Here is a 14,305-nt window from a genome sequence, read left to right as displayed (position 1 = left end):
CCGTCCCTAATGCGCGCCTTCATAGGCTTCTTCACCCTCACCAAGGCTGTCCTTGTCGAGGTATTTTCCAGTGCTTTCCGGCCCTTCCACATATTCCAGATACGACCGGTACAGGAAGGCAATGGCGTGCAGGAACACCATGGCCGCAAAGGCCACCAGAAGGATCTTGAACAGGAAGTAAGCGTTAAAGCCATTGGGGCTGAACCCGATGGTTTCCACGTTCCAACGCAGCGCGCGGGACTTGGCCACCAGACGATCCAATGTGTCGCTGGCCGACGGCTTCGGCACGATCAGGTGCCGCCACATGAAGTACCAGCCGTACATCCAGGTCAGCACGGCCATTGGCATCATGAACAGCACCGCGCCGCACATATCCACCACGCGTTTGGCGCGGTGGCTGATGCCGGCGTAGATGAGGTCAACGCGCACATGGCCGCCCTGCACAAACGTGTAGGTACAGCACAGACAGACGACCATGGCGTTGTAAAGCTTCAGTTCTTCCGCAAACCAGCTGATATCCATCTGGAACGGAATACCCAGACCGAAGGACATGTCAGGGCGCGTAAACACTCGCTGCATGAAAACGATCACGATCTGCTGGACCACCATCAGAAGGCCCGCCCAGGCAAAGAACCGCCCGGTGGTGTTGGCGAACCCCTCAAGGCCTCGCACGATGGCCCACATGAAATTCCGGTAGTACAGCCCGATGGCCGTCAGAACCAGAAAGAACGTCAACACCACAAAGAAGAACTCGACAGAACCGCCGTAGTAGACAAAGCGCATGATCGACGCCTTGTCGGACCAGTCCAGCCATAGCTGCGGATGCGTGATGGCGTATCCGAAATTATAGAAAGCTTCGGCAATGTTCTGAATGAACCAGACCAGTCCATTCCACAGGGCGCCGAAGAACGAGATACCGTTTTCGTCCTGCATGTTGTCCCCAGGTCGTCTTCAGTTGCGCATGGATTATTGTTGCTTGCCCAAGTCTTCAAGCGCAACGGGAAAGGTTCCCCCGCCGCGCGGGGGAACCGGTTGTCCTTGGATCAGAAAGGCTTAGCCGCGAACACGGTCACGCTGAGCTGTGTAGACACCCGACGACAGGTTGTTCCAGGCAGACGAAGCAGCCATGGACGTCATGGCGCTGTCATGGATCTTCTTGAACAGCTCATCGCCCATGTTCTCGTCCAGAACTTCCTGGCTTGCCTGACCAAACGCGTCCCAGACACTGTCCGGGAATTCCAGAACCTTGACGCCACCGGCCTGCAGACGCTGCAGTGCTGCGCCATTGTTGGCGAGGAACTGCGCCAGGTTCCACTGGTGCGCTTCGGCGGCAGCGATCTCGATGATCTTCTGCTGCGCCGGGGTCAGTTCATTGAACACGTCGCGGTTGGTTGCCAGCGACAGACCTGCGCCCGGCTCGTGGAAGCCCGCAGTGTAGTAGGTCTTGGTGATTTCCTGGAAACCGGCCTTTTCGTCCGCCCATGGACCGATCCACTCGGTACCGTCGATCGCGCCGGACGACAGCGCCTGATACACTTCCGACCCCGGAATGTTCTGAACGGATGCGCCCAGTTTACCCAGTGCTTTGCCACCCAGGCCCGGCATGCGAAACTTCAGACCGTTGAAGTCTTCGGGGCTGTTGATCTCTTTCGAGTACCAGCCACCCGCCTGCGCACCGGTGTTACCGGCTAGGAAGGACTTCAGTCCAAAGATTTCGCCAAGTTCGTCATGCAGCTCCATACCGCCGTCATGATAGTACCAGTTCACCAGTTCCTGTGCCGTCATACCGAAAGGCACGGCCGTGAAGAACGCATAGCCCGGGTGCTGACCTACAAAGTAATAGTCGGCCGCGTGATACATGTCGGCCTGACCTGACGACACCGCGTCGAATACTTCGAACGCGCCAACCAGTTCGCCTGCTGCCTTGATTTCAACATTCAGGCTGCCATCCGACATGGCATTGATGCTGTCGGCACAACGCTGCGCACTGTCAAACACACCCGCCAGACCACGACCCCATGAGGTCACCATGGTCAGAGTGCGCTGACCCTGCGCATAAGCCGGTGCCGCCAGTGCGGTCGCTGCAGCCGCCGAGCCGCCCAGCGCGGATTTTTTAAGAAATGAACGACGATCCATATGAGTGTTCCTCCCCTTCATAGTCACGGTCCGGCAAAACCGGACCTGTCGCATTCAGTGCGCGTCAGCCTAATGTGGCCGAAGTGAAAGGGAATACCTACTACTGCGTAGAGAATCGATTTCTTTGCTTTTTTCGACCAGAAATCGGGCGGTGAAGCCCGGCAATTACAATGATTATCGTTGTATTTGCCGGGCAAAGCCCAATCTTTTTGCATTTTCGCCGCTGCTTGCGTATCGATTCGTCCATGCAAAGACTCCGACATCTGGTCTCGCTGACCTATGCGCAGAAATTGTCACTGGTGGCGGCAATCCCGCTGGTGGTGGCCGTGGCGGCAATCGCTGTGCTTGTGGCATACGAGGCGCGCGCGACCGCCGAGCGTGAGATCAAGGCGCTGGAACGCAGTCTGATCGAAGCCAAGAAGGAAGAGTTGCGCAACTACGTGACACAGGCACGCAACGGGTTCGCGTACATCTATGGCCGGGCCGAGCCAGATGACGAGATCGCAAAAAACCTCGTATCCCAAATCCTTTCGGCAATGATCTACGGTCAGGATGGGTTCTTCTTTGTCTACGACTATGACGGCAACAATCTGGTCAGCCCTCGCCAGACGCAATTCATCAACCGAAACTGGGAAGGGCTGACTGACAGCGATGGTACCCCCATCGTCGATGAGTTCATCCGTCTCGCCCGCCAGGGGGCAGGTTGGCACAGCTTCATGTGGCAGAAGCCTTCGACCGGGGAAGAGGCACAGATGATCGCGTATGTCGTCGGGCTTCAGGACTGGCGCTGGGTTGTGGGCACCGGGGTTTTTATCGACGACATCGTCGCAACGGTGGCCAATGCACGGGCCGAGGTCGAGGCCCGCGTTCAACGCACCTTCATGTATATCGGCGCGATCGTCGTGGCGGCAGTGCTCATTGTCTTTGCATCTGGCATGTTGCTGAACATCCGCGAGCGGAGACTTGCGGACGCCAAGTTGAAGGAACTGACCCAGCGAGTCTTTGATGCCCAGGAAGAAGAACGAGGCCGGGTTGCCCGTGAATTGCATGATGGAATCAGCCAGATTCTGGTCGGTGTTCGTTACGCGCTGGACAACGCGCGGCGGCGCCTGTCCCGTGGCGATGACGCGGGCGCACGCGATCCACTGGACAAAGGGATTGACCATCTTGGCACCGCCATCACCGAGGTCCGCCGCATCAGTCGCGACCTGCGCCCCGGCGTGCTGGACGATCTGGGCCTCGGGCCTGCGCTGAAAGCCCTGACCGACGATTTCCGGGACCGAACCGGGATCGAGACCGAATTCTCGACCGTGGTATTCCGCAACCGGCTGGATCAGGACAGCAAGATTGCACTGTATCGTATTGCCCAGGAAGCGCTGACCAATATCGAGCGCCACTCGGGCGCCACACATGTTACGATAGACCTGCGCGGGCACAAGAAAGGTGCGACCATGCGGATCACCGACAATGGCCGGGGGTTGCGGACCGATCCGGGCACCCCCAGCACCGGGATCGGGTTGCGCAACATGCAAGAGCGCATCGAACAGCTTGACGGGTCCCTGCGCATTCTGTCATCACGCGGACCGCGTGGCGGCACTGTCATCGAAGTCAGCCTGCCGCTGAGCCACCTTCTGCCACCGCAGGAAGACGCAACTCCGAACCGAAAGGCCGGCACATGAGCGCCGAAAGCATCCGAGTTCTTATCGTCGACGACCATCCCATGGTGGCCGAGGGCATACAGTCCATCCTCGAAAGCTATGACGAGATCGAAGTGGTCGGTACGCTCGGCAGCGGACAGGCGGCAGTGGATCAGGCTGTTGATCTTGCCCCGGATGTGATCCTGATGGATTTGAACATGCCCGGCCTCGGCGGTCTCAGCGCCACGGAAATCATTCTGGAACGGCTGCCGGCAACGCGTGTCCTGATCCTTTCGATGCATGACAGCCCGGAATATATCTCGACCGCGCTCAGCCACGGTGCCAAAGGTTACGTGCTCAAGGATGTACCCACTGAAGAGATCAAGCAGGCCATTGATGCGGTGATGCGGGGTGAACAGTATCTGTGCACAGGCGCCAGCGGATCACTGAAGCCCAAAGGCGACAACGTTCGCGAAGCGCTGACCGGACGTGAACAGACCATTCTGCTGGAACTGGCGCAGGGCAAATCCAACAAGGAAGTTGCACAAACGCTGGATATTTCCGTGCGAACGGTCGAAACGCACCGCAAGAATATCAAGCGAAAACTCGGCATCTCTTCAACCGCCGGGCTTACACGCTACGCGCTGGAACACGGCGTACTGCAAGGTACTGGCGTCGGTTTCTGAATTTTGCGGGGCCGCAGCACGCAGCGCTGACCGGCCCAACCAGAGGATACGCGCCGCAGGCGTGTTGACGATGGGCGGGAGCACTACGCGCCGGGTTAGATACCCTCACCAAAAAAAACCAGTGTCCCGTCTTCGTCCAGAACGTGGAATTCACGCTGCTTGTACGGCTGGTTGAAGGGTGGCCGTACACGACCGTCGGGTAAGTCAGCCAACCCTTCACGCATGCTGTCATACAACCCGTCGATGTCTTCAACATCAATGTAGAATGACTGATCATCGCCCAGTGGCTTGCCGTCATCCCGGGGTGGGCACTCCAAAAGGCGGATCGCAACAGGACCACGTTTCAAAAAGGCATAATTGTCTTGCGTGAACCCACATGTGAACCCAAGGCGTTTGCAATAAAAGTCGATCTGGTCCTGCAGGGACGAGCACAACACAAATGGTGTTAGTTGTAAAATCTGAGGCATCTGACTCTCCGGGCAAGAAACAGATGCATTCTACCAAGGCTGAACTTTCAATCCAGCAATTGATCTTTTCGCAGCCCCGCACGCTTGTAATGATGCGGCAAAACGCGGCCATACAACTGCTGCGTCCGCTCGACGCCACCGCACATGCCTTCAGCCTCGACAAAGGAAAAGATGCCGACATAACGGCGGCGCTTGCCTCTGACAGGAGCGACCCGGTGCAGCGAATACCTTCCCTTGAAAATCTGCAAATCCCCCGGCTGTAACTCCAGCCGACGAACACGTGCCATGTTCCCATCAAGAACCGAGGCCACGAGTTCAAAGTTTTCATCCTCTGCCGAGCGCAGGTTGGGCGCGTATTCAAACGCACCGCCCACCTCTCCGTTCTGGATGGCCAGTGTCACAGTGTAGTTGTTGGTATCAAAATGCCAGGGAAAGCCCTGCCCTTCTTCCACGACATTGATGATCACGTCCGCCAACGGATCATCATAGCGAAAGAAGCGGTCCTCGGGTTCATTCAGGGCATCCCGGACAAAGGGAAGAAAACCGTCGAACTCGTAAATACGACGCAGCGGTCCGGATTTTGAAAGATTGTCCGCCGGAACAAAGGCGTTCGAACGATCATAGAACCGGCGGATCGGGTGAGCGATGCCAAGCCTAGGATCGTCCTTCGTGAAATAGGCGTTTGTTCTATTGAAAGACCGGTGCGCCTTGGGCGCGACCTCATCGGCTTCTTGCACCAGAAGCTCGACCCCTGTCTCGTGCACGAAACCCGGCAGAACAGCACATCCATCCTGTTCCAATTCGCGTCTCAGATCTTCGATCAGTCGATCATAAGCCGGAGAATCCGGACGATCGATCGGATAGCGTCCGAGATCAACCAGGTTCTGCAACATTTTTCGCCTCCGATTTCTACCCCTTCACGGTCAGCGTGGCGCAGAAAAACGCGTCGATCATGCCAGTTTCGGACATCGGCCTGACGCTTTCAGACCGTCACATCCGCGCTTGAAACCGTGAAACCGCAGGCTCAATTCCCGGAAATTCCCGACATGCGGCAATCTGCGCAATAAAATGTCGCAAAATACCGCCTCTGAGATAGAAAATTGGTGCAATTGCCTGTTGACGCCCCTTCCCCCCGAACATAATGTCCCCTCCAAGCAAAAAGGAGCCTCTGGCGATGAGAACGCTAGTCGTAATCGTAGGAACCACGCGCATGGGCCGGTAACGGTAAACCATAATCGAACCCATGCGCCTCCGAAAATCTCGGGGGCTTTTTTTTGTCGAACGCAAGACACATGTCGCGAACGGAGCAAAGCAGATGACACGTGAGATGACCGGCGCAAAGATGGTGGTTCAGGCCCTCAAGGATCAGGGCGTGGACACGGTATTCGGATACCCCGGTGGCGCCGTGCTACCCATCTATGATGAGATCTTTCTGCAAAACGACATTCGCCACATACTGGTGCGTCACGAACAAGGTGCGATCCACGCCGCCGAAGGCTATGCCCGATCGACCGGAAAACCGGGCGTCGCGCTTGTAACGTCCGGCCCCGGTGCCACCAATGCAGTCACCGGCCTGACCGATGCGTTGCTGGATTCAATCCCGATTGTGGTTCTGACCGGACAGGTCCCGACCTTCATGATCGGATCGGATGCGTTTCAGGAGGCCGACACCGTTGGCATCACCCGCCCCTGCACCAAGCATAACTGGCTGGTGAAGGACACGGACTCTCTTGCTGAAACCCTGCACGAAGCTTTCCACGTGGCCACCTCGGGACGTCCTGGTCCGGTGCTGATCGATATCCCGAAAGACGTGCAGTTCGCTTCTGGTGAGTATGCCAGCCCGAAACCTTCAACCTCGCATTACCAACCGACGATGAAAGGTGATCTGGAAGAGATCACAGAACTGGTTGCGGCAATAGAAACCGCCAAGAAACCTGTTTTCTATACCGGTGGCGGCGTTATCAATTCCGGTCCCGCGGCCAGCCAGTTGCTGCGTGAACTGGTGGACGCAACAGGGTTTCCGATCACGTCAACCCTGATGGGCCTTGGCGCCTACCCTGCCTCAGGTGAAAACTGGCTGGGGATGCTGGGGATGCATGGTCTCTACGAGGCCAATATGGCGATGCATGATTGCGATCTGATGATCAACATCGGTGCGCGGTTCGATGACCGGATCACCGGGCGTATCGATGCGTTCTCGCCGAACTCGAAGAAAGCACATATCGACATTGATCCGTCCTCAATCAACAAGGTCATTCGCGTGGACATCCCGATCGTCGGCGATGTGGCGCATGTGCTCGAGGATATTCTGAAGATCTGGAAGTCGCGCGGGCGCAAGACGGACGCCGCTAATGTCAAGCAGTGGCAAAACCAGATTGCGGAATGGCGCAAGATCAACTGCCTGGCGTTCACCAACAGCGAGAAGTCGATCAAGCCGCAATACGCACTGGAACGTCTTGAAGAACTGACGAAAAAGCATGATCGCTACATCACCACCGAGGTGGGTCAGCATCAGATGTGGGCGGCACAGTATCTCGGGTTCGAAGACCCCAACCGCTGGATGACATCCGGTGGTCTGGGCACCATGGGCTACGGCTTCCCCGCCTCGATCGGCGTTCAGATGGCACACCCGGACGCGCTGGTGATCAACGTCGCCGGTGAAGCATCATGGTTGATGAACATGCAGGAAATGGGCACCGCCGTTCAGTACCGCCTGCCGGTGAAACAGTTCATCCTGAACAACGAACGCCTCGGCATGGTCCGTCAGTGGCAGGAGTTACTGCATGGCGAGCGGTATTCACATTCATGGTCCGAGGCCCTGCCCGATTTCGTGAAACTGGCCGAGGCCTTCGGGGCCAAGGGGATCATCTGCAAGGATCCCGCCGATCTGGACGATGCGATCATGGAGATGATCAATTACGACGGTCCTGTGATCTTTGATTGTCTGGTCGAAAAGCACGAGAACTGCTTCCCCATGATCCCGTCGGGCAAGGCGCACAACGAGATGCTGTTGGGCGAGGCCGAGACGCAGGGCGTGATCGACTCCAAAGGTTCGGTGCTGGTTTAACAAAATTCGACAGATTTGGTTGGGCGCCGCGTTGCGCCCGACATCTCATGGATGATGAAAGGGACATAAATGTCTGCCCTACATATCAAAAAAGGCTCTACCCGCCATTCTGCCTATAACCTACGGCCCACCTTCTCGGACGTTCAAGAACGCCATACCATCGCGGTTCTGGTAGAAAACGAACCGGGTGTGCTGGCCCGTGTCATCGGCCTTTTCTCGGGTCGTGGGTACAACATTGAAAGCCTGACGGTGGCCGAGGTTGATCACACCGGCCACCTGAGTCGCATCACCATCGTCACCACCGGCACCCCTCAGGTCATCGAACAGATCAAGGCGCAGCTTGGCAGGATTGTTTCGGTGCGTGACGTGCATGATCTGACCGTCGAGGGCGCATCAGTCGAACGTGAACTGGCGATTATCAAGGTCGTCGGCGAAGGTGACAAGCGGGTCGAAGCACTGCGACTGGCCGATATCTTCCGCGCCAATGTAGTCGACAGTACTCTGAATTCTTTCATTTTCGAGATCACCGGCGCGCCGGACAAGATCGACGCATTTGCCGATCTGATGCGCCCGCTGGGGTTGATGGAAATCGCCCGCACCGGCGTTGCTGCCCTGTTGCGTGGCGACTAAAGACCCATCCCGCCTTGGGGTCATTGTGGCATCCAAGGCGGGAACACTTTTTAGGCTGAAGCAGCTCTGGGGACTCAACCCAAACGCACTCTATGCGCCAAAATTGCCATAAGGCCAGCTTTTCCAGATAAAGATCAGGCATTTCCAGATAAAGCCTATTGCCTTTACGCATAGGGCCGTTAGCCTTGTGGCCGCAACGCGACGTGGGGATACGTTGCTTGGGGTCATTCTGTACGATTTTTCGATGCGCACCGGGCTTTGGCTTCTGTGCGATGATGGTTTCTTCCGGAAACTAAGCAAGACGTGGGCACCAATGACCGACGACATTCGCAGTCCTGCTGAGCTTCGCGCAACGTTCGGTGCGAATCTTCGGCAATTGGCACGGCGATACCGATCTGTTTCGGCACTGTGCCGCAAACTTGGCGTGAACCGCACCCAATTCAACAGATACCTTTCGGGTGAAAGCGTACCCAGACCGGATGTGCTGGATCGCATATGCCGGTTCTTCGACGTGGACGCCCGCATTCTTCTGAAACCGTTGGATGAGATCGAAAAGATCGAGGAACACCCCGCAACTCCGGCCCTGACCGAGTTTCTGGGTTCTGGTGCGGATGCAATCGAGAAGTCCCCGTTTTTACCCGGGTTCTACGCGGTGATCGAAAGCCTCTCGGCTGAACGCCGGATGACCCTTCTGCACGCCCGCCCGCTGGCCCAATGCACGTTGATCCGTGGGTACGTGTCTCGCGCCGCGATGCCCGACGCAACACCAAAAGCACGGGAAATCCAAGGGATAGCGGCCTCAAGCGGTGACACTGTCTATATGCTGACTTCCCAGCGGGAAGGTCAGAATAGCCGGGTCTATCTGATTTCTCCTGACCCTACGGGAACGGCAGTTCAGTGGCGTGGGTCGGTCATCAGTCCAACAAACGCAACAATACCGGAACCCGTTGTGCTGAAATATCTTGGGCACGACTCGACGGCCATTTTTGCTGCTGCGCGATTGTCGACCAACAATGTGGCTCAGCATCCGTAAACAACGTCTCAGGTTGGTGTTTCCCCTTCATCGTTCTGCGTGATCTGCCGGTACAGATGCCAGCTGGCATGCCCCAGCAGCGGTAGGACCACCAGCAACCCAAGAAACCACGGCACCATCGCCAGAAATGTCAGCACCGCAATGAACGCGCCCCAAGCCAGCATCACAGGGAAGTTCTCTGACACGTAGGAGAAGCTGGTAATCATTGCCGTTACAAAGTCCAGTTCACGATCCAGCAGCAACGGAATCGACAGAACCGTGATCATATACAGAACGGTTGCAAAAACCGCCCCGACCGCCGTGCCCACTGCCAACATTGTCAGGCCATTCAGCGTCAGAAACACTTCGAGCGACGTCGACACATTGGTCATCGTCGCCAAACCCATGAACAGGGCAAAGATCATATGCCCCAGAAAAAACCAGAACAGAAACACGACGACTATGATCGCGCAGATCGAGGGCAACTGTCTGCGGCTTTGCTGCAGCACGACCCCGAAGATCGCGCCAAAATCGAGTGGCTCGCCTTGTTCCAACCTGTGCGATACCTCGTACAGACCAACAGCGGCAAACGGGCCGATCAGCGGAAACCCGATGGCCGCCAGCACCAGCCAGAAGGTTGTTCCGGTCTGGACGGTTACCCATGCCATCGCCCAGCCAGCCAGCACGTAAACTCCGGCAAAGATCAGGCCGATTAGCGGTGCGCGGCGAAAGTCGGCCCAGGCACGCTTCAAAGCAGTGCGCAGCATGGCGGTATCGACCGGTCGCATATCCGGAACACCAAAGGGTTTGTCCATGTTGTCTTCCTCCTCCCCGACCGGCGTTATGGCATCGCCGGCCTCTTGTTTGGCCAGTTGGTTTCGGCGTGATATGACGCTCCGACCGACAGTAGTTTCTGGTCCGAGCCTCTGGGTCCGAACAGTTGAAACCCCATGGGAAGCCCCTGTGCACCAAATCCCGCAGGCGCAGCCAGACAAGGCAGGCCGATCAGGCTGACCGGTACCGTGACATGCATCCACCGGTGATAGGTATCCATGGCCCGGCCAGCGATCTCTGTCGGGTAAGGCAAATCAACCGAAAACGGCCAGACCTGAGCAGAAGGCAGAACCAATGCGTCAAACTGTTGGAACAGTTTCACCGCGCAACGGAACCATTCCGAGCGGATGACACTGGCGTGGTGCACGTCCATCGCACTCATCGCCAAACCCCGATCCAGCTCCCATTGTGCCGTGTCTTTCAAATGCTCTTTTTGCGAAGCCAAAGGTTCGAGCCCTGCGGCCACGCTGAACGACCGCAAGGTGATCCAGCTGGTCCATAGTTTTTCAGCATCGAAAGGCGGGGCGATGTCCTCGACCCGCGCTCCAAGAGTTTCGAAAACGTCCATCGCGTCTTTGCAGATGTCGAGAATACCGGGCTCGGTCGGAAAAGCGCCTCCCCAGTCGCCAAGCCACCCGATCCGCAGCCCTTGCAAATCTACGGCGGTCACCGGGGATACCGGGGCACTTTTAGCGGCCAACGGCAAGCGCGGGTCCGGACCCGAGATAACGTCGAGCAGAACACCCAGATCTTCGGGGCAGCGCGCCATGGGGCCCAGTGTCGACAACTGATGCAAAAAACTGTCGCCCACGGGATCGGAAGGCACCCTGCCCCAGCTTGGACGAAAGCCGTAAACACTGTTCCAGCCCGCCGGGTTGCGCAAGCTGCCCATCATGTCCGAGCCATCGGCCAATGCAACCATGCCGGTCGCCAGTGCAACCGCCGCCCCGCCGGACGAACCACCGCAGGTGAAATCGGCGTCATACGGATTGCGCGTTGCGCCATAGACCGGGTTGAAGGTGTGTGAGCCCAGCCCAAATTCCGGCGTATTGGTCTTGCCAATCAGGATAGCACCCGCGGCACGCATCCGGGTGGCAATCAGATCGTCAGTATCCGGCACGAAGCCCTTGAACATCGGTGAACCCTGAGACGAGACGACACCAGCTACATTCACAAGATCCTTAACCGCAATCGGCAGACCGTGCAGTGGACCGGTGACAGGGCTATTGTCGCAGGCCTGCGCCTCGGCCATCAAATCATTTTCATCCCGCAGTGCGACGATGGCGTTCACTTCTCTGTTGACCTTAGCGATACGATCAAGTGTGGCCTGCATCACGTCCGAGGCTGAAACCTGTCGGCTGGCCAACTGTTTCAAAAGGTTTGTAGCCGATATCCGGATCAGGTCCATGGCACGCCATTCTGCTGTTGTTTCCAGCAGCCTAGCGGGCAGTTCAGATCATTTAAACCCACTGTTTGGATGTATCTTTTCAATAACGTCCCAGGCGGCAATGTCAGCGGGCTGCTCTGCGAAAATGCAGGTTGCTGTCGACCCCAAGCCAGTGACGCAGGCAAAGAGCAATCGCCATGCAGCTGAGCACCAGCCAGATCCCGCCCCACAACATGGTGGAGCCGCCGAACTCCTCGGCCAGCATGAATGCATCCGAACGCGCACCAGACCGTCGGATCGTGTCATCGAAGATGTCGAAAGGGACATAGATCATGCTGGTCAATCCGATCACGCGCAGCACCAGATCGCTCACATCCGGGCGCAGATACCACGCCGTAGCGATCATCGCAGCCCCGGTTCCGATGCTGAAAGCCAGGGCGAACGGGTCGCGGATATACAGAACTGTCACCAGACACATGACGCCGCCAAAACCCGCCAGAACGGCGCGGTCGGCCTTTGTTCGCAAGGCAAGGATCAAAAAGGCCATGCCAAGCAACAGTGAGCCAAGATATCCGGCAGACAGGCTGAGAAACCGGTTGCCGCCCCGACCGACGACCACTCCGCCCTGTTGCGATGAGATCGAAAAACTTTCGACAGAGCCGCCGGTCAACAGGATCGTCACGGCATGGGACAACTCATGCAAAAAGACAACCAGTATCTTCAGCGGAACCACGACCGGTGTGTTCCAAAGCAAAAAGACCAAAGTTGTGATCAGAATAAGCTGCCAATGCCCTTTCAGAAGGTTCAGGAAAGGGCTGTTACGCTTCACCCTAACTGTCGCCCTGCGCCTCGGAGCGGCTCTTGCCTGCAACGTTCAGGGCCAGTGTGGCCGCCATGAACCCGTCCAGATCGCCGTCCAACACACCTTTGGTGTCCGAGGTCTCATAATTGGTCCGCAGGTCTTTGACCATCTGGTACGGCTGCAAGACATATGACCGGATCTGGTTGCCCCAGCCCGCATCCCCCTTGGCTTCGTGTGCTGCGTTGATGTCGGCGTTCCGGCGGTCCAGTTCCAGTTGATACAAGCGCGATTTCAGAGCCTTCATGGCGATATCGCGGTTCTGGTGCTGCGACTTCTCGGATGAGGTCACAACAATCCCGGTCGGAATGTGCGTGATCCGAACAGCCGAGTCCGTGGTGTTCACGTGCTGACCGCCCGCCCCCGATGACCGGTAGGTGTCGATGCGGATGTCCGCAGGGTTCACCTCGATCTCGATATTGTCGTCCACCACCGGATAAACCCAGACCGAACAGAAGGAGGTGTGCCGCTTGGCCGCGGAGTCAAAAGGTGAAATCCGCACCAGCCGGTGTACGCCGCTTTCGGATTTCAGCCAGCCATAAGCGTTGTGGCCGGAAATCTTGTACGCAGCAGATTTGATCCCTGCCTCTTCGCCCGGGGTTTCGGATTGAAGCTCGACCGTATACCCTTTTTTTTCGGCCCAGCGCACATACATCCGCGCCAGCATCGAGGCCCAGTCGCAGCTTTCAGTTCCGCCCGCGCCCGAGTTGATCTCGAGGAAGGTGTCGTTGCTGTCGGCCTCGCCGTCCAACAGTGCCTCAAGCTCTTTCTTTGCGGCTTTGCCACGCAGCGCCTTGATCGCGGCCTCGGCGTCCTGGACGACCTCTTCGTCCTCTTCCATTTCGCCCAGCTCAATCAGTTCGATATTGTCGCTGAGATCGGTTTTGATGGACTCATAGGTCTCGATCGCGTCGACCAGCATCTGCCGCTCGCGCATCAGTTTCTGCGCCTTTTCGGGATCGTCCCACAGGTTGGGATCTTCGACACGCGCATTGAATTCCTCAAGGCGATGCGGCGCGGTCTCATAGTCCATGCGCTGCGCCAGCAGCTCCAGCGACTTTTCGATTTCCGCTATGATGTTCTGGGTTTCGGCGCGCATGGTCTTGTCCCAACTTGCTCAATCAGGCCTGCGTGATAGCAAGAGGTGCGAGACACCACAAGACAGGCTGGAAGGATGGAGCGACTCTCGTGACTCACTCGGAAAGATGTGCGATCGCCCGAATTTCAACCAAGGCACCCTCCCGTCGAAGTCCCGCAACTTCAACTGCGGTCCAAGCCGGGTAAGGCGCAGGCAGAACCTCAAGGCGCACACGGTCAAACAGATCGAAATGTTTTCGCATTTCAATATGGTAGGTCGTCATCTCGACCACAGAATCCAAACCTTGGTTCGCTTCCTTTAACACCTCGGCAATCTTGGAAAAGGCGTTCCGGAACTGTAGTTCCGGATCATACGGCATTGAACCGTCTGCCGCGCTCCCCGTCATACCGGTGAGAAACACGTGCCCGCCCGAGATGACACCCGGGGAGATGCTTAGCTGCCCAGGCTTACCCAGCAAAATTTGCGGAATCAGGGGTGTCTTACCCAACTTG

The 14,305-nt window shown here is 57.3% G+C and carries 14 protein-coding genes; 5 read left to right on the top strand and 9 right to left on the bottom strand.

From position 1 onward, the window contains the following. Positions 1-6 precede the first annotated feature (6 nt). Together AC2FLP_RS02540 and AC2FLP_RS02535 are read right to left on the bottom strand one after the other, a co-directional pair. Positions 7-933, bottom strand: a complete 927-nt coding sequence (locus tag AC2FLP_RS02540) for a TRAP transporter small permease subunit (protein ID WP_299893919.1) — start codon at positions 931-933, stop codon at positions 7-9. A gap of 120 nt (positions 934-1,053) precedes the next feature. Next, the gene (locus AC2FLP_RS02535) at positions 1,054-2,136 is read right to left on the bottom strand and encodes a TRAP transporter substrate-binding protein (RefSeq protein ID WP_117868673.1); all 1,083 of its coding nucleotides are present in this window, start codon (positions 2,134-2,136) and stop codon (positions 1,054-1,056) included. A 245-nt stretch (positions 2,137-2,381) separates the two neighbouring features. On the opposite strand from AC2FLP_RS02535, the gene AC2FLP_RS02530 reads away from it, so the two are divergent. Beyond that, the gene (locus AC2FLP_RS02530) at positions 2,382-3,815 is read left to right on the top strand and encodes a cache domain-containing protein (protein ID WP_299893921.1); all 1,434 of its coding nucleotides are present in this window, start codon (positions 2,382-2,384) and stop codon (positions 3,813-3,815) included. Further along, positions 3,812-4,459, top strand: a complete 648-nt coding sequence (locus AC2FLP_RS02525; protein WP_117868672.1) for a response regulator transcription factor — start codon at positions 3,812-3,814, stop codon at positions 4,457-4,459. Before AC2FLP_RS02530 ends, AC2FLP_RS02525 begins: the two co-directional genes overlap by 4 nt. 95 nt (positions 4,460-4,554) lie before the next feature. On the opposite strand, the gene AC2FLP_RS02520 is transcribed toward AC2FLP_RS02525, so the two are convergent. Continuing rightward, on the bottom strand, positions 4,555-4,926 hold the full coding sequence (locus AC2FLP_RS02520) for a bleomycin resistance protein (protein ID WP_117868671.1): 372 nt from the start codon (positions 4,924-4,926) through the stop codon (positions 4,555-4,557). A 47-nt stretch (positions 4,927-4,973) separates the two neighbouring features. Next, complete coding sequence (locus tag AC2FLP_RS02515; RefSeq protein ID WP_117868670.1) at positions 4,974-5,819, bottom strand: HalD/BesD family halogenase; 846 nt, start codon at positions 5,817-5,819, stop codon at positions 4,974-4,976. A 422-nt stretch (positions 5,820-6,241) separates the two neighbouring features. Here AC2FLP_RS02515 and AC2FLP_RS02510 point away from each other — a divergent pair, with 422 nt between their 5' ends. From AC2FLP_RS02510 to AC2FLP_RS02500, 3 genes are all read left to right on the top strand, one after another. Next, positions 6,242-7,993 (top strand): acetolactate synthase 3 large subunit, encoded by a 1,752-nt coding sequence (locus AC2FLP_RS02510; RefSeq protein WP_117868668.1) that lies wholly within the window; start codon positions 6,242-6,244, stop codon positions 7,991-7,993. 69 nt (positions 7,994-8,062) lie between these two features. Beyond that, on the top strand, positions 8,063-8,623 hold the full coding sequence (ilvN, locus tag AC2FLP_RS02505; RefSeq protein ID WP_117868667.1) for an acetolactate synthase small subunit: 561 nt from the start codon (positions 8,063-8,065) through the stop codon (positions 8,621-8,623). Positions 8,624-8,936: 313 nt separating this feature from the next. Continuing rightward, positions 8,937-9,656: a helix-turn-helix domain-containing protein gene (locus AC2FLP_RS02500; protein WP_496671254.1), complete on the top strand. Its 720-nt coding sequence runs from the start codon at positions 8,937-8,939 to the stop codon at positions 9,654-9,656. An 8-nt stretch (positions 9,657-9,664) separates the two neighbouring features. Here the strand turns inward: AC2FLP_RS02500 and AC2FLP_RS02495 are convergent, their stop codons facing one another. The 5 genes from AC2FLP_RS02495 to AC2FLP_RS02475 form a co-directional block, all read right to left on the bottom strand. After that, positions 9,665-10,450, bottom strand: a complete 786-nt coding sequence (locus AC2FLP_RS02495) for a DUF2189 domain-containing protein (protein ID WP_117868665.1) — start codon at positions 10,448-10,450, stop codon at positions 9,665-9,667. A 26-nt stretch (positions 10,451-10,476) separates the two neighbouring features. Beyond that, a complete protein-coding gene (locus AC2FLP_RS02490) occupies positions 10,477-11,877 on the bottom strand; it encodes an amidase (RefSeq protein WP_496680949.1) in 1,401 nt (466 codons plus the stop codon). A 103-nt stretch (positions 11,878-11,980) separates the two neighbouring features. After that, positions 11,981-12,685 (bottom strand): M50 family metallopeptidase, encoded by a 705-nt coding sequence (locus AC2FLP_RS02485; RefSeq protein ID WP_496680951.1) that lies wholly within the window; start codon positions 12,683-12,685, stop codon positions 11,981-11,983. 1 nt (position 12,686) lies between these two features. Continuing rightward, complete coding sequence (prfB, locus tag AC2FLP_RS02480; RefSeq protein WP_117868663.1) at positions 12,687-13,814, bottom strand: peptide chain release factor 2; 1,128 nt, start codon at positions 13,812-13,814, stop codon at positions 12,687-12,689. 94 nt (positions 13,815-13,908) lie between these two features. Next, positions 13,909-14,301 carry a RidA family protein gene (locus AC2FLP_RS02475; RefSeq protein ID WP_299893938.1) on the bottom strand — a complete coding sequence of 131 codons (393 nt, stop codon included), beginning with the start codon at positions 14,299-14,301 and terminating at the stop codon, positions 13,909-13,911. Positions 14,302-14,305 lie beyond the last annotated feature (4 nt).

The sequence above is a fragment of the Ruegeria sp. CDSA141 genome (assembly GCF_059612005.1).
The sequence above is the reverse complement of the archived record's forward strand: the minus strand, read 5'-3'. Positions and strand labels throughout refer to the sequence as shown.